The organism is Jeotgalibacillus sp. R-1-5s-1 (genome assembly GCF_004405105.1).
GTDB lineage: Bacteria > Bacillota > Bacilli > Bacillales > Jeotgalibacillaceae > Jeotgalibacillus.
Genome location: NZ_SORW01000023.1, coordinates 66,304 through 82,428, shown reverse-complemented (window position 1 = coordinate 82,428; position 16,125 = coordinate 66,304). Strand labels below are relative to the sequence as shown.

The following is a 16,125-nucleotide window of genomic DNA, read 5'->3' as shown; positions in this document are numbered from 1 at the left end:
CATTTACATTGGTTTATCCGAAAAATGATGAAGACTACGAGTGGGCCTATCGCATGTTTCTCATTCATAAAAATGACTTGGACTTTGACTATCTTTCTTCCAAAGCAAAAGAAGTAAAGGTTTTTTCGTTAATTTAAGACTGGTTTTAAGGATCAAATACATCAAAAAACTCCTGCCATCTCAACTAAGAGACAGCAGGAGTTTTCTTTATCAGAACATACCTTTTTCATTCATCAGCCTTTCGACCACCGAATGGTTCAAAATATACGTCCCCGTGTTTCGTTGAACCTGATCCCGAATCAATTCTTCACACATTTGATGGATCATGGGCAACGTTAAGAACCGTTAGTATTACTGGAGATGACACCGTAAATACCTTTGCAGTCCTGGTGTAGGTCTAAACGGAATCCTACCACTACAAGCAGGTAGTCTATATAAGGTATATGAAAAAGCAACATATAATGGTGTAGATTACTTCAAAGTTGCTGCTGACACATGGGTTCAAAGAGATAACGGCACAGTAACACCTTATGTTGTAACAGCAAGTTATTCAACGCCAACATATGTTGATGCAACTACAAGTCCAGAACAACATTCAGTAGGCGGACTTGGTGCTGGTGATAGCTATAAAACTTACGGAACCAGATTCACTTCAGATGGACAAAAAATGGTACAACCTTGGAGGCATGGGCTGGATCAAAGCTGATGCAAGAGGATTGTATACTTATAGAATGCAATAAAAATATTTTAAGACAGTCTATTCAGATGGGCTGTCTTTTTATCTGTTTCACCCTCCTCATTCCTCAGAGTCTATCTTTTTAAAAAGATAGAACTTAAAAGTTGATCAATTCTTATTACCCAATCAGATGCGATCTCATAAAACCTATAAAACAAATCTAAAATCCACCAAAAAAACCATAGATTAAAATGATAAAAGCGAAATAGACCCATCTAGAAATTAATCCTCTCACCCGCACATTCCAATAGCCTTCACTATCAAAAAACTAACCACAACCACCCGCAACCCTTCGTCCCTCGAATGATTCAAAATATACGTCCCCCGTGTTGACGTGTTTCTTACAAAAAAAGAAAAGCCCCCGTCATCATATGATAACAGAAGCTTTCCTATTTAAGAACTAATTCCGATCACTAACAGCCTTTCGACTACCGAATGATTCAAAATATATGTTTCTGTATTTCTCCGAAATTAGTTTGTTGAAACTGTAATTTGTTGAGGAGCAACTGTATTGCTGTTTAGATCCTGAACAGTATTTCCATCAACAAAACGTACAACAATCGTCTGACCAAGTGCAAATGTATTTGCATTTGCAGCCGTAATAGTTAGTAATGAATCAGTACCTTTTGCTCCATTCTGTGCTGCGAATGATAAAGCATTAGTAGTAGTGTCGATTTTCACACCATTTACATAAACTTCGATACCCGTAGCTGTTACTGGAGAACTTAAAGACTCACTCATTTCAACATTTAACTGCGTACCACTTTGTAATGTAGCAGATTGAGCAGTCGGCTTAACATTTTCAGTTAAGGAAACAACTGTTCCTTGCTTTGATGCAGCGTCTAAAGTATTACCGTCTTCATCAACAATGTTTTTAACAGCTAGTGTTCTATTTCCATTTACAGAAATAGTATTTGCAGGTAACTCTGCTCTTACAACTTGCTTGTTTCCAAAGAAATAAAGCTTAGTACCAGCAGGTAATGCCGCACCGTTAATAGTGAAGTTTTCTCTGTTCAATGCACTTGTTGTTAAAACTGCATCAAACGAGTATTGTAACACTCCAGCCGAAACTTGAATTGGTGTCGAAGTTAAGTTATCTGTAACTTGTGCACCATTTGCAACATTAAATTGTAATGTAGTTGCCCCAATTTGATTTACAGTAGCAGCATTATCACTTACAAAGTCAGTTGCCAAATTAACAACGTATGAACCGTTCTTCAGCTTACCACCAGATACAAAATCGGTGTCATCTACAGTAATGACTAGGTATCTATCTTCACCTGCATCAGTTGTATCACCATCATTATTTGCATCATAAGAATATGCTAATCCACTTTGAGTCGCAGTACTGTCAACAACAACTACTCCATCAGAGTTTGTATATCTTACATCTAATGTTGTAATAGGAGTTGATCCAGCTTGAATAGATTCGTCAAACTTCACAATGATCTTATCGTCTTTAGTTGTTGTACTAACAACTGAAGGTGCTTTAGTATCTTTTGTAATAACTAAATTTTTAGCAGTAGAATCAGATGTAATTGCGTTACCACTCGCATCTTCACTACCTGCTTTAACAATTACAGGAACATTTAGGAATGAACCAGAAGTTACGAAGGCAGACGCATCAATTAAGTACTCTGTACCAGCACTATCAACGGCTTCAGAACTTGTACCATAAACATCAACTGTACCTGCTCCATTTTGAAGCCATACACGTGTTGATGCCTGACCATTTAGTGTTGTATCGACAACTGGTTCACTGAATTTAACTCGGATATTGTTACCCTCAACAGTTAGTGATGTAACTGTTGGAGCAACTGTATCACTAGAAACATTTACTTTAGTTGTAAATTCAGGTAAGAAATTACCAGACAAGTCCATAGCTCCAACGATTGAAATCGTATGTTCACCAGCACTTAAGCCTGATAATGTGATTCCTGAAGCCCCTGTCAAGGCATCGCCAGCTGTATTATCATTCACTAGTGAATACGATGTTGTAGGAACTCCATCAACTGAAACAATAGCCTTAGAAGTTAAAGTTGAACCAAGTTCAACACCATCAATTTCAAGCGGCTCTGAGAAATCAACTTTTACATTTGGAGCTGAGTAAGAAGCTGAAGCAGTCGGTGAAACTTTATCTTGAATCAATAAAGGAGCCTTATAATCTTCGATTGTCTTACCATTAACATCTTTAACATCTTCTACAATCACTTCTACATACTTATTTAAGTTACTAACTAGTCCAGCAGCAAATGTTAGTGTTGCTTGAGTCTTATCAGCACTTAAAGTAACTCGAGTAGGATTTACACCATCAACAGTGTAATATGTTAATGTTTGTGCTCCTCCCGCGGCAACTCCAGATTGAACTGGCTTGTCGAATTCAACAACTACTTGTTTTGCATTGACAGATTTAACACTCTCTACAAATGGTACAACATAATCAAACGCCAATTCAAAATCTCCAACCCATAGCGTCCCAGCTAATCCGTCAAGATCATCATCAGCATGCTCTACAGTAACCATTGTGCGGTCTGCAGAGACTGTTAGATCAGTAGGAGTTGGGTAAACAACTGTACCGTCAGCAAGCTCAACAGCTACATCAAGAAGAGTAAGGTCTGCATCTTCAGCAAGAGCCTCTTCAAAAGTTACTGTGAAGTCAGTTGTGCTGTTAGCAACAACGTTTGTTACTGCAGGAAGAAGCGCAGCGTCGATTTCTTCAGAAACTGCTTCAAACTGAGTAAGAAGAGCATCTCCAAAAGAAGAATTGTCAAGCTGATCTACGAACTCAGCAGCTTTGTTGAACTGCTCAACAGCTGTTTCGATATCGCCTTCTGCAAGTGCAGCTTCAGCAGCATCAAGAGCCATTTTCACAGTTACTTCTACTTTGATTTCTACTACTGAATCGTCAGCGATCGCCTTGAATTGCTCAAGCATTAGATCACGAGCGTGGAAGCCGTAAAATTTGTAGAAAATTGACGTAGCAGCGCTTAGCTCATAAGAAACCTGGTGATATAGCTCTTCAGCTAGATCGAAGTTACCTTGTGCTACTGCTTCGTTCATTTGTGTAACCTTTGGAGCAAGACGCTTAGTTGCATAGTTGTAAGCATCGATGTAAGGAATTACACGCTTAGCGATGTACATATCGTATCCAGCTTCAAGTTCAGCTAGAAGCTGAGTCTTGTTTGAAGCGTTAGAAGCTTCAACCTGAGCCTTTACTGTACGGTAGTTCTTTACAGAAGAGTTGTAAGCAGCATATACATCAGCAATGTTAGCAAGCTCTCCAGTAAGTTGTGGCGGGTTCGCATACGAGCGGTATGCAGCATCCATTTGTGTTACAGCGTTCTTAACCGCCGTTTGTAGGTGATTCGATGCGTCTGCCTGTTGAGCAGGAGCAGCTGCGAATACTGCAGAAGCAGCAACGGTAGATGCAGCAGCTAATTTGATGGCTTTTTTCTTATCCATTCTGTGTTGTTCCCCTTTCAATCTTATAAATTATGTAGTGCAAAAGGCTATATGTAACAAACCGATTACACAAACAATTTCACATAGTCTTTTAGAAATAACTCATTACCAACATCATGGTTTAAAATGAATTAATTTCTAATGAAATGAGAGATTTTAGTTAGCAAAACATAACTTTCGTCCCCCACGAGTACTATAATAACCCAATTAAATTTCAAAATCTAGGCTAAATTCATATTTTTTTAGATTTTTTACAAAAATATTGCGAAATGTTTATATGATGTTACAACTAGTACAATCGTTTGAAGGAAGAGAAATGTTTTTTCCAGTATGAAGTGTCTAAAGAACTGATCATGACCCCACCCTGCTCGGCCGCATGGATCATCTGGTTATTCCCGATGTAGATCCCGACGTGGGAAATCCCTCTCTTATACGTTCCTTCAAAGAAAACAAGGTCCCCAGCCTTAGGCTGATCGACATAAAACGACCGGTCATAATAACCTTCAGCAGTAACACGCGGAAGCTTCTTTCCTGCAAGGTTATAAACGTAATGAATAAACCCGCTGCAGTCAAAACCGCTCAGAGACGCGCCTCCCCATACATAAGGAATCCCCATCAGCTGAGAAGCAGCCGCTACAACGTTTGTTGTGGGAGCTGGTGTCACCGTCTGCACTGGCCCGGAAGGTGATCCTCCTTTTAACACAAGGGTTTGCCCAATTCTGATAGAATCAGAGGATAACTGGTTCCACTGGCGCAAATTGGACACTGTTACATTAAACTGGATAGCAATTTTCGACAGACTATCCCCCGATTTGACCGTATAAGTCATATCAGCGGCAGTCGGCGGTACCGGCTTCACCTGCTCATTTGCAGCCCCTGCCTTTACCTTCAGTTCCTGATTTACAAAAATAATGGTCGTAGACAGCTGATTCAGATCCATCAGCTCTTTAATGGTCAAACCATACTGAACGGCAATTTTCGACAGACTGTCACCAGGCTGCACTTTATACACGGCAAGAGCCGGTGTAGGTGGAGTCGGCTTTGGCGCTGGCGCAGGTGCCGGCTGTGATGGCTGTGATGGCTGTGCAGCATTCAGCTTCAGCTTCTGACCCGTAAAAATCAGATCCCCGCTGAGAGCATTCCACTGTCTGATCTGCTGAACGGTCACCCCATGGTTCAAGGCGATTTTTGACAGACTGTCACCGGACTTCACCGTATAATCCGACGTTGCTGCAGGCGGATTAGGTTTTGGCTGCGTAACCGGTTTTGGAGCAGGCTGAACGGAAGTCTGCTGACCAATCTGCAGTTTCTGTCCAACAAAAATAACGTCTCCAGTCAGCTTATTCCATTCCTTCAGCTGCAGAACCGTTACTTTTTCTTTTTGTGCAATTCTGGACAACGAATCCCCCGAGACAACGATATACTCTTTCGCACTGAGTACTGCAGGTGCAGAAGGCGTTACCTTCACATCCCCGCCTACTGTTAACACCTGGTTAACCCGAATCGTGTCTGAAGATAACTTATTCAGACTCTTCAATTCCGCGACAGACATCTGATACGTGTTGGCAATTCTGTATAATGTATCGCCAGACTTCACCACATGACTCTTCCCATCGGCCGGAGACGGCATCGCGGCAAAAACAGCTGCTGTAGAAACAACGAGCAACGATCTCTTCACTGTTCGATTCAACGCTTTCTCTCCTTTTTAGGCTCAAAAACAAGCCTTTCGTCATAGTTATGTACTGCTTATTTTACACTATACACAATGAGTATCGACTTAATAAAGTTTTTTTATTGAGACTATCGGTTTATTTTTTCAGAACTTTCGGATATGCTATTCTCTACAAACGAGTGATTTTTTGGTATAGTATTATAGTAAGAAAGAATTTTTACGGGGTGACAGTCGATGAATGTAGGATCCATTATCAAGTACTATCGGACAAAGCGCGGGATGACACAGACAGAACTCTCAGAAGGCATCTGCTCGACCTCACACCTCAGCAAGATCGAAACAAACATGTACGCAGCTAACGAAGAAACGGTCGGCATGCTGCTCGACAAACTCGGACTAAAGCTAGAAGAAGTCTCAGAACGCCTGAATGAAATGAAAGAATTACTACAGGAATTTATCGAGGCTATCTTTACGCAGGATCGGGAGCTATCTAAAAGTCTTTATGAAAAGGTATTAGAGAATAAAGATTATATGGAAGCAAGTGAACTTGTTAACCTTTATCATTTGTATATGTACCGTTACCGGATTTGGAATCAGGATCTGGAGGGAGCGAGGGAATATTCGAAGATCCTTCACAAAATAAAAAACACTTTCAACACAATAGAAAGTAATGTCTATACTTTTTTCCAGGCTATTTATTTTACCGTTACAGAAAAGCATGAAGACGCCATTAAATTGATTAAAAGTTTCCTTGAAAACCCTCTTCCTTTGGGGAATTACTGGATTGCAGAAGCCTATTATCAGCTTTCCTATGCACACATCAGTATCAATCAAAATGAAGCAGGTCTCATCGCAAGTAAAAAAGCATACGACATATACGTATCTGAATGCAATTTCACACGTCAAATCCATTCACAAATGATTATCGGCATATGTTACATGAGATTAGGGTTGTATAATGAAGCTTTAGGTATATATAAACCTTTATTAAGAAATACTCGTATGCATTACAGGGATAGTTTGTACTTTAGTATATTGATCAACTATTCAAGATGTCTTTACCTTTCAAAAGAATACGTTAAAGTTCAACGATACATTGATGAGGTTTTGGAAATCGTCGAACAGTATAGTCCTGCACATGCAACTTCTCTACTCATCTGGCTTGAAAACACTCTAAAAAGAAACAGAGTTAACGATCAATGGCATAGCAGGATTCATGTGCTAAGAAAAATTTCTGAAATGATAGATAGTAAGTATTACTATCATTACTCTGTTTATTTGGAAAAGTTCGAATTTTCCCAAGTTGATGGAGTGAAGTATGCTGTAAAATGGTTATATCCCTACTTGATCAAAAGCAAAAACTATAGTGACGCCCGGGAAGTCATTGAAGCCATCATCGATTATTACAATCAAGTCGGCGATCCAGTCCAAGCCAAGGAATATTACGATCAATGGAGATCATTGATCGAAAAGGAGAGAACATTATATGACTAAATCACGCAAACTACTGATTTCATGCACAATCGCTTTCAGCACTTTAGTAAGTGGCGTTTACTTAACATCTGGAAACGTAGAAAAAGATGTAAACCTGGAAGATCATTTAGCAGCACCGGCAACTTATGAAATCATGAGATCTCCTGAACACATCTACAGACCACCTGGCTATTAATGTAAATTCAATTTTCCCAATAGACTTTTAGCTGATTTTATACTAAAATAAGATTATGAAATGACCCAGCAATACCCTCTCATTAACCACCTGAACAATCAGGTGGTCTTTTTTTATGCTTTTGGCGGTAGATCGGGATTTGTAAGATTTACAGATCATTTATTTCATTTTACATATGTAAAGACACTTGTTCTTTAATCAGATGAACTTTTTTATGAATTATTTGATTAGAAAAATGTTTTTAATTCGAGATAAGTGGATTTGAGGATCCAGTTCGGATAGAAGAAATTTTTTTTGAGGGTCGTTTGGCATGTTTTTTAAGAATTTTCCCAAGTATATTACTTGGATATAAAACCATATGAAAACCCGCATTTCATCTCTTGCTCATGAAATGCGGGTTTATGGACATCGCTGCGGAACCATTACTGTGCCGCCTCCTCTGTTTTGAGTTTTTCAGTCAACTCCATAAACAGATCACGGTCACCTTCGAGTAGCGCCTTGTCAATCAGCCGGTAGAGGTTTTGCAGTTCTAGGTTCGTAATTTCTTCATTCATGGCTTCTTCCTCCTCTTCTGACTGTATCTGTTGGATGTAAAATTGGGCGATGGCCTGAAGATGTTCAAGCAGATCGGATATCTGCAGCAATTGAAATAATGGGACTCTGAAAATTCTTGTGCCTCGCTGGAACACAAAGATATCGGTGAGATTTTCAATCTGTTTTGTTTTCAGATTGATGCGGATCTCATTCGATTCGACCGGGATAAACTGATAGACTTCCTCACCTTTGACAACGGAGAAATACTGGTACGCAAAGACAAGCTTTAGCTCGTTGCCTTCCTGGAGTGTGTAAAACGGCTTCATCATCTTGACTGTCAGCAACATTGGACCCTCCCCCCGTCACTTAAATTTGAAATATTCAGTTATTTAATATTATTATCGTATATTTTATGTAAAAGATAAAGGGAAAATGCTTATGTTGTTGTCTGGAAGTGTTTAGGTGTTTACAGGATAGACAAAATTTATCGTACGGGACCGCAAGGTCGCGACTGAACTTGGTCACTTTCACCCGCGGTTTGAACAGTTTACTCCGTAGCTTAACCACATTCGGCCCGAGCTTGGACACAATCCAATGCTGTTTGGTCACTTTCGCCCCACACTTGGACACTTTCACGAAAGATCCCGGCGAAGCTCGGGGGCTCTCAGTGCATTTAGGTACCCAAAACCTGCTTGGCCGGACGCTTCGCTTGGACTGAAAACTGGTGAGGCGCAGTGGCGACACTTGGTCACTTTCACCCGCGGTTTGGACACTTCACTCCGTAGCTTAACCACATTCGGCCCGAGCTTGGACACTTCTCCACTCTGTTTGGTCACTTCCCGCCCCAACTTGGACACTTTCATGAACAATCCGGCGCACGCCGGGGCTCTTGTTGCCTTTAGGTACCTAAGGGCTGCTTGACTGGACGCTTCGCTTGTACAAAAAACAAATGTAGCACCCTAACGACACTTGGTCACTTTCATCCGCGGTTTGGACACTTTACTCCGTAGCTTAACCACATTCGACCCCAGCTTGGACACTTCCCCACTCTGTTAGGTAACTTCCCGCCCCAACTTGAACACTTTCATGAACAATCCGGCGCACGCCGGGGCTCTTGTTGCCTTTAGGTACCTAAGGGCTGCTTGACTGGACGCTTCGCTTGTACAAAAAACAAATGTAGCACCCGAACGACACTTGGTCACTTTCACCCGCGGTTTGGACACTTCACTCCGTAGCTTAACCACATTCGGCCCGAGCTTGGACACTTCCCCACTCTATTTGGTCACTTCCCGCCCCAACTTGGACACTTTCATGAACAATCCGGCGCACGCCGGAGCTCTTAAAGACCTTAACAAACCAAAAAACCCCTCTCCGCAGAAAGGGGCTTTTCATCAATGCCAGCCGTTTGCAATATGCCTTGCCTTCACAACACCTTCAATATTCTGAAGCCGTGCCATGATGTCGTTGGCTTCAGAGTCGTTGAGCTTGTTGTCGATGTCGATCAGGGTGTAGGCCCAGTCGCCGCGGCTTCGGTTGAGCATGTCGGCGATGTTGAAGTTGCGTTCGGCCAGCAGGTTGGAGAATTGTCCAACCATGTTTGGGATGTTGCGGTGCATGATGGTCAGGCGGCCGGGTGATGTGAGTGGCAGGCTGACGTTTGGAAAGTTGACCGCGTTTTTGATGTTGCCGGTTTCGAGATAGTTTTTGAGCTGGCGCGCTGCCATGACGGCGCAGTTTTCTTCGGATTCGGTGGTGGATGCACCGAGGTGCGGTGTTGCCACTACGTTATCAAGGCCGAAGATTTCGTCGTTCGGGAAGTCGGTAATGTATTTCCCGACGGTTCCATCTAAGAGTGCTTCTTTTAATGCGACTTCATCAACGAGTTCTCCGCGGGCAAAGTTGATGAACTGGATGCCTTTTTTCATCGCTTTAAATGCTTTGGCGTCGATCAGACCGGTTGTTTTTGGGCTGAGCGGGACGTGGATGGTGATGTAATCGCACACTGCCAGCAGTTCTTCAAGCTGATGAACGCGCTGGACGTTTCGTGAAATGGTCCAGGCGACGTCGACGGAGACGAATGGATCGTACGCCATGACGTCCATGTCGAGCGCGAGTGCATCATTAGCTACGACGGAGCCGATGTTGCCAAGTCCGATGACGCCGAGTTTTTTACCGCTGATTTCATGCCCGATAAAGGCTTTTTTGTTGGCTTCTACTTTTTCTGCGATGTTTTGTTCCCCGTTTAGCGTGCTGGTCCATTTAATGGCGTCGAACAGGTTTCGTGCGCTTGCGATGAGACAGGAGATGACGAGCTCTTTTACTGCGTTGGCGTTAGCTCCTGGTGTATTGAAGACGACGATACCCTGTTCGGTGCATTGGTCGATCGGGATATTGTTGGTGCCTGCTCCGGCGCGGGCGATTGCCTGGACGGAGTTCGGGATCGGCTGTCCGTGCAGCTTATGGCTGCGGAGTAATATGGCGTCCGGGTCCTGATCTGAGTTGATTTCATACTGGCTGTCGAGTAAATCGAGTCCTTTTTTGGCAATCTGGTTATAGGTTTTAATCTGATACGTCAACGGTAAGTACCTCCCACAGCAATTTTCTCGAATTCTTTGATGGCGTCTGCCAGGCGTTCCACGTGTTCAAGCGGCATGGCGTTGTACATGCTCGCTCTCATGCCGCCTACAGAACGGTGGCCTTTCAGTTCCACGAGCTGTCTGGATGCAGCGAAATGAAGAAAGGCACGATCCTGTTCCTCGCTGTCAGTTTTAAATGGAATGTTCATGAGTGAACGGTCTTCTTTTTTGACAGGTGAACTGAAAATCGGTGATTCATCGATGACGCTATATAATAGAGAAGCTTTTTCAAGGTTGCGGCGTTCGATCTCTTCCACGCCACCGAGCTCCTGCAGCCATTCAAGCATGAGACCGATCATATAGATGCCGAACGTCGGCGGTGTATTATAGAGAGAATCGGCTTTTACATGTGTTTTGTAGTTGAGCATTGTTGGCACCCAGTCAGGAGCCTGTCCGATGAGATCGTCACGGATGATCACGACGGTTACACCTGAGGGTCCGAGATTTTTCTGGGCTCCTGCGTAAATCATACCGTAATCACTGACGTTGATTTTCTCTGACAGGATACCGGATGACCAGTCATTGATAACCGGTACGCCGAAATCAGGTAATCTCGTAATCCGTGTTCCTTCTATTGTATTGTTTCCCGTGACGTGCACGTAGGATGTGTTGTTTTTAAGTGTAAGATTTGATAGTTCGGGAATAGAAGTAAATGATGTGTCTTCAGATGTTGCGAGTACCGAAGCATTTCCGGCTTTTGTCGCCTCCTGAAATGCTTTTTGGGACCATGAACCTGTAATAATATAGGCTGCCTCGTGATCTTTTTGTAATAAATTTAAAGGAATCATGCTGAATTGTAACGATGCGCCCCCCTGCAAAAACAAAATTTTGTAGTTTTCCGGGATGTTTAAACTTTTTTTCAAAAGGTCCTTGGTTCGCTGTAAAATTTCTTCAAAATGTTGTGAGCGGTGACTCATCTCCATAACTGACATGCCTGAACCATTTGTATTAATAAGCTCAGACTTCGCTCGTATCAAGACTTCGAGCGGCATAGCCGAAGGTCCTGCTGAGAAATTGACGACTCGATCCATTCTTCTATTGCTCCTCTCTTCCACGTTAAATCAATAAAAGATTTTTCCTAAAAGATAGGTTATAGTATATGCCTCCTGTATACACATGTCAACGAGACAAGGACAATTAACCTCGTAATCTAATTGTCACTGCATTCTAACTTGAATGACACTCCACTGAAATCTACAGATGTTATGATTGGTCTCGTTAGTGAGAAGGAGGGTATTCATTTTATGAAAAAACAAATCGTTGCACTAACCGCAATCGCAGCATTATCAGCTGGAACAGCCGCACAGGCGTCAGCAGCAGAGCACACAGTACAAAGAGGAGATACACTGTGGAGCATCTCTCAAAAGAACAATGTCACGGTAGAACAAATTCAAGAGTGGAATGACCTGTCATCAACACTTATATATCCAAATCAAACACTTACAGTTTCTGAAGAAGCATCTTCTGAAGAAACGTACACTGTTGTAAAAGGTGACACTCTATACAAGATTGCCACTGCAAACGGAATTTCAGTAGATCAGCTTATGAGCTGGAACGGTCTATCAAGTGACCTGATCTTCCCTGGACAGGAATTCGTTGTAGCTGGTGGAACTGCTCAGGCAGCAGCCCCTGCACAAACTTCAGCACCAGCTGAAGAAGCTCCAGCAGAAGACACAGGCATGACTCAGTCAGCTGAGGGCGTTGAAGGTACTGGTGGAGAAGCTCCATCTGCTGAAGCTACTCAGGAATTGACTGTAACTGCAACAGCTTATACTGCATACTGTGCAGGATGCTCAGGTGTCACTGCTACAGGTATTGATCTTCGTTCAAATCCTAACCAGAAGGTAATCGCAGTAGACCCTAACGTTATTCCATTAGGATCACGTGTATGGGTTGAAGGTTATGGTGAAGCGATCGCAGGAGATACTGGCGGCGCTATTAAAGGTAACAAAATCGACGTATTCATCCCATCTCAGGATGCAGCTCTTAACTGGGGCGTTAAAACAGTCGACGTTAAAATCCTGGACTAATCAGGTTAACCATATAGGTAAAGCCACTCCGAAAATGGAGTGGCTTTTTTCTTATCTTTTAAAACCGATTTCACTAAGTGCTGATTTAAGCGTGGCATATGAAGGAACATCTTTAAAATCAAGTCCCAACTGTACAATGGTTTGCGCCATTTCCGGTGAGATCCCACTGATTTTCGGCACAACACCGATTAATTTTAATGAGTCAATGACTTGGAAAAGCTTTTGAGCTACAAATGTATCAACCATGGCGACTCCTGATAAGTCGATGACAAATTGATCCACGTTCAGTTCAAGGCATTTGGTAAGCGACTCTTCCATGATTAACTTCGCACGATGAGTGTCAATCGTCCCGACAAGCGGCAATACTGCTACTCCATTGTCCACAGGTACGACCGGAACGGACATTTCAAGCATCTGTTCCTGAGAAGCCTGCAGGCTCTTAGTCTGGACTTCTACGAACGGTAAGCAGAAGTAATAGACTATTTCATTGACGGTCTGATCGAGAATGGAAATAACATCGTATAATTTTGCTACTGAATAATCATATGTAATCGCTATTTCTTTAATTAATTCCCCAATTGTATTTCTATATAAAGGAACCTCTTTTAGCATGGAATCGAGCGTGGTACCCATTTCTGCACATTGTTTACCTGTTTCAAGTCCCCATTTTTCAATGCGGATTGCTCTCTCTATCGGATCCATGGAAAGTGCTTCTCCATAAAGGGTGACGAGTTCGACTCTTAATGGTAATAAATTTTCAGAAATACTTCGCAATCGGGAATATCGTCTGTTTTGTTCTTCAGTAATTTGTTCAGCCAACTGTATTCTCCGGTCCAGAATATAATCCGTTAGCTTTTCTAATGTCTGATCAATTTGTTCAGCCATGGGCGACCCCTTTCAAACATGAAAATTATGAAATTTCTTAAAAACTTTACCCTTTTTATTATAGAGTTAAACGGCAGTTTCGGGAATCTTTTTCGTTACCCGAATGTCATGGTAGAACACATACTTTGTCGAATAATGTCTACATATATTATTTGTGTAACAGGGTGATTAAAAAATGATGATTTTGTTGAACTGCGGCCTTCCCGGTCGTATGATATTGTCAAAAGGAGGCGCGGTTATGCATAAAGAAACGCTTTTTCACCTAGAAGAACGGTTCACTTTTATCCATTCGCTCAAGCCTTCTCACGTACGTATTGACCATCCGATTCAGATTTCACCTGAAGGATCCCGTTGGAAAAAATCAGTCAACAGCCAAATACGTTTACAATAATCATTATTTCAAAAGATTTACAGGAGGTGTACTTCAGTGAAACTGCTAAATGTCGCCACTTTATTATCCACGGTCTTATTAGTCTCTTATATATTTATGAAATTTTTCACAGATCTCTTTTCACCCGCTTTTAGTGACTCGTTTATACTGGAGTTTCTTCTCATTTTTATGGTGATCGGCTTACATACTTTTCGGAGTTGGAAAGCTGAGGAAGAAGATTATTAAAAAGATGGCAAAGCGCTGCATGCGCTTTGCCATCTTTTTTATGTGTGATGAATCGGTAAATCCTGAAGTCTTGCAGGTAACAAAACGATTGGAATTTGCTTTATCTCATCGCCGTATAATTCCGTCATTTTATTTTCCAGTACTGAAAATAGTTCCTCGATCCACTTTTGCACTTTTTCATCAGCAAATGGCTGATCAATGAAGTACTCGATTGTTGTCGCGTTTTTCTTTTGTTGAAAAGGTGTGACAGAACCAATAGCCTTTGTTAAGTCCAATGCTTTAAGCCTTTTTGCATAAAAAGTTACATGGACACCGTCTATATGATTCTCCTTCATTTTATCTATCTCCCCTGCATAGCTCACACTTGCAATAACTTTCTCAAGCTCGGGATTGTCTTCTGTTTCGACAAAATGATCCGGCAGCAAAAAAACTGCCTCTGTTATATCTTTATCATCATAAAAGCGATGGTCATCCACCGTCCATTTCTGATCACGTAATTTTTTGCATATTTCCATGAATAACATCTTTCCAATCGGGTCCAGTTGCATGATAAGATCCCCTTTCACTTTTGCTTGTTATGTGTATGACCTGTTTTTAGTTTTGCTAAACATTCCAAGATGCTGCATAACATTATATTAATGAGAACATACTGAGAACATATTGGTTATAAAAAAGTTCTTTATAAAGAACAAAAAAGGTTGTCTTTCTCTGATGAAAGGACTATAATAAAAACTAACAAACAGGATAAATAGATAAAAAATCCTTTAGGAGGGTTCTAAAATGGGTCAGGAATCGTATCATTTAAGTGTTCGTTATAAAGATTTCGAGTATACCGTATCAGGGGATCGTGCTTATGTTGATGAGCACCATCAAGAGATTAAAAGTTATTTGTCAAAACTAATGCGGGACGAACTCCAACCAAAAAGCACACGTGGACTTGAAAGAATTTCAAGCACATTTGAAATCGAAAAACAGTCTCCCGCTCCAAAACCGCTTCCAACAGCCGATCCTGCAAATAAGCCCGACATTCAGCGCTACCTGGAGGAATTACCTCTGCACTCTGAATGGCAATTCACACTTGCCATGGCCTACTATTTATTTCAACATAAGCTGCAGCCCTCATTCACCGCGAAAACCGTCCGGAAACAATTCCGTGAAGCGCGTCATACCGTCCCAAACAATATCCATTTGAGTGTCCATACGTGTGTTAAAAAAGGCTATCTGCAGGAATCGGGTCAGGCCGATCTTCAGAAGACTTATGAAATCACAGAGTCCGGCATCGCTTACATCCAGGCATTGCAGAATAGCAGTGCCGAAGTAAAAGCGTCAGGTGACCACGCTGCGGTTGAAAATGTAAAGCAGGCTCCTGAACGAACAATTGAAGATTTCAATCTTGAGAACAACCCTGATCCGCGTCGATTGGAGCGAATTGAGGACCAGGCGCTAAGTATTCTTTATATTTATCGTAAGGAATTCGATGTGGAGCATTTATCAGCACGGGATGTACATGAGGTGCTGAGCCAGCATTTCAACACGGAGCATTCTGCCAAAGCGATTCAAATCGCACTCAGCCGCTCCCGTCCCCTGGTGGAAAAGATTAAGTTTGAAGGCCAAATGCATTACCGCCTAACGAAAAAAGGTCTGGACCATATGGAGACTCTGCTTGGAAAGCAGGTCTGATTGAAAGCCGGGGCTGTGCTCCGGTTTTTTGTTGTGTCGCGGCTGGGCGGGCGGCGGGGGTTTGGTCACTTTCGGGCGGGGTTTGGTCACTTTACTTCGGAGCTTGGACACATTCGGCCTGAGCTTGGTCACTTTCCAATGCAGTTTGGACACTTTTCGTCAGAACTTGGACACTTTCGTGAAGAATCCCGGCGAACGCCGGGGA

Annotated in this window: 12 protein-coding genes; 5 read left to right on the top strand and 7 right to left on the bottom strand. The window is 42.2% G+C overall.

The genetic code is table 11. From position 1 onward, the window contains the following. Nucleotides 1-1,207: 1,207 nt before the first annotated feature. Together E2491_RS10110 and E2491_RS10105 are read right to left on the bottom strand one after the other, a co-directional pair. Entirely contained in the window at nucleotides 1,208-4,198 is a 2,991-nt protein-coding gene (locus E2491_RS10110; RefSeq protein WP_134375525.1) for a hypothetical protein, read from the bottom strand. Between the two features lie 289 nt (nucleotides 4,199-4,487). Beyond that, nucleotides 4,488-5,888, bottom strand: coding sequence for a C40 family peptidase (locus E2491_RS10105; RefSeq protein ID WP_134375524.1), 1,401 nt, complete (start codon nucleotides 5,886-5,888; stop codon nucleotides 4,488-4,490). A gap of 216 nt (nucleotides 5,889-6,104) precedes the next feature. Between E2491_RS10105 and E2491_RS10100 the strand changes: the two genes are divergently transcribed. After that, nucleotides 6,105-7,364, top strand: coding sequence for a helix-turn-helix domain-containing protein (locus E2491_RS10100; protein WP_134375523.1), 1,260 nt, complete (start codon nucleotides 6,105-6,107; stop codon nucleotides 7,362-7,364). Beyond that, complete coding sequence (locus E2491_RS10095; RefSeq protein ID WP_134375522.1) at nucleotides 7,357-7,539, top strand: hypothetical protein; 183 nt, start codon at nucleotides 7,357-7,359, stop codon at nucleotides 7,537-7,539. The genes E2491_RS10100 and E2491_RS10095 overlap by 8 nt, the downstream gene beginning before the upstream one ends. Before the next feature lie 422 nt (nucleotides 7,540-7,961). Here the strand turns inward: E2491_RS10095 and E2491_RS10090 are convergent, their stop codons facing one another. The 3 genes from E2491_RS10090 to serC all read right to left on the bottom strand — a co-directional run bounded on the left by E2491_RS10090 (nucleotide 7,962) and on the right by serC (nucleotide 11,740). Then, complete coding sequence (locus tag E2491_RS10090; protein ID WP_371414470.1) at nucleotides 7,962-8,420, bottom strand: IDEAL domain-containing protein; 459 nt, start codon at nucleotides 8,418-8,420, stop codon at nucleotides 7,962-7,964. A 1,044-nt stretch (nucleotides 8,421-9,464) separates the two neighbouring features. Beyond that, nucleotides 9,465-10,649: a phosphoglycerate dehydrogenase gene (locus E2491_RS10085; RefSeq protein ID WP_134375521.1), complete on the bottom strand. Its 1,185-nt coding sequence runs from the start codon at nucleotides 10,647-10,649 to the stop codon at nucleotides 9,465-9,467. Next, a complete protein-coding gene (gene serC / locus E2491_RS10080) occupies nucleotides 10,646-11,740 on the bottom strand; it encodes a 3-phosphoserine/phosphohydroxythreonine transaminase (RefSeq protein ID WP_134375520.1) in 1,095 nt (364 codons plus the stop codon). The genes E2491_RS10085 and serC overlap by 4 nt, the downstream gene beginning before the upstream one ends. Before the next feature lie 213 nt (nucleotides 11,741-11,953). On the opposite strand from serC, the gene E2491_RS10075 reads away from it, so the two are divergent. Next, a complete protein-coding gene (locus E2491_RS10075) occupies nucleotides 11,954-12,739 on the top strand; it encodes a 3D domain-containing protein (protein WP_134375519.1) in 786 nt (261 codons plus the stop codon). 51 nt (nucleotides 12,740-12,790) lie between these two features. On the opposite strand, the gene E2491_RS10070 is transcribed toward E2491_RS10075, so the two are convergent. After that, on the bottom strand, nucleotides 12,791-13,624 hold the full coding sequence (locus E2491_RS10070; protein WP_134375518.1) for an STAS domain-containing protein: 834 nt from the start codon (nucleotides 13,622-13,624) through the stop codon (nucleotides 12,791-12,793). 238 nt (nucleotides 13,625-13,862) lie between these two features. On the opposite strand from E2491_RS10070, the gene E2491_RS17475 reads away from it, so the two are divergent. After that, entirely contained in the window at nucleotides 13,863-14,015 is a 153-nt protein-coding gene (locus E2491_RS17475) for a hypothetical protein (protein ID WP_166805845.1), read from the top strand. A gap of 263 nt (nucleotides 14,016-14,278) precedes the next feature. Here the strand turns inward: E2491_RS17475 and E2491_RS10065 are convergent, their stop codons facing one another. Then, nucleotides 14,279-14,788, bottom strand: a complete 510-nt coding sequence (locus tag E2491_RS10065; protein WP_134375517.1) for a hypothetical protein — start codon at nucleotides 14,786-14,788, stop codon at nucleotides 14,279-14,281. A gap of 232 nt (nucleotides 14,789-15,020) precedes the next feature. Here E2491_RS10065 and E2491_RS10060 point away from each other — a divergent pair, with 232 nt between their 5' ends. Continuing rightward, nucleotides 15,021-15,920, top strand: coding sequence for a hypothetical protein (locus E2491_RS10060; protein WP_134375516.1), 900 nt, complete (start codon nucleotides 15,021-15,023; stop codon nucleotides 15,918-15,920). Nucleotides 15,921-16,125 lie beyond the last annotated feature (205 nt).

What these genes read in the sequence shown, in the direction of transcription:
- E2491_RS10110 (WP_134375525.1), bottom strand. Translation starts at nt 4,198, where the DNA reads ATGGATAAGAAAAAAGCCATCAAATTAGCTGCTGCATCTACCGTTGCT.
- E2491_RS10100 (WP_134375523.1), top strand. Translation starts at nt 6,105, where the DNA reads ATGAATGTAGGATCCATTATCAAGTACTATCGGACAAAGCGCGGGATG.
- E2491_RS10095 (WP_134375522.1), top strand. Translation starts at nt 7,357, where the DNA reads ATGACTAAATCACGCAAACTACTGATTTCATGCACAATCGCTTTCAGC.
- E2491_RS10090 (WP_371414470.1), bottom strand. Translation starts at nt 8,420, where the DNA reads ATGTTGCTGACAGTCAAGATGATGAAGCCGTTTTACACACTCCAGGAA.
- serC (WP_134375520.1), bottom strand. Translation starts at nt 11,740, where the DNA reads ATGGATCGAGTCGTCAATTTCTCAGCAGGACCTTCGGCTATGCCGCTC.
- E2491_RS10075 (WP_134375519.1), top strand. Translation starts at nt 11,954, where the DNA reads ATGAAAAAACAAATCGTTGCACTAACCGCAATCGCAGCATTATCAGCT.
- E2491_RS10070 (WP_134375518.1), bottom strand. Translation starts at nt 13,624, where the DNA reads ATGGCTGAACAAATTGATCAGACATTAGAAAAGCTAACGGATTATATT.
- E2491_RS17475 (WP_166805845.1), top strand. Translation starts at nt 13,863, where the DNA reads ATGCATAAAGAAACGCTTTTTCACCTAGAAGAACGGTTCACTTTTATC.
- E2491_RS10065 (WP_134375517.1), bottom strand. Translation starts at nt 14,788, where the DNA reads ATGCAACTGGACCCGATTGGAAAGATGTTATTCATGGAAATATGCAAA.
- E2491_RS10060 (WP_134375516.1), top strand. Translation starts at nt 15,021, where the DNA reads ATGGGTCAGGAATCGTATCATTTAAGTGTTCGTTATAAAGATTTCGAG.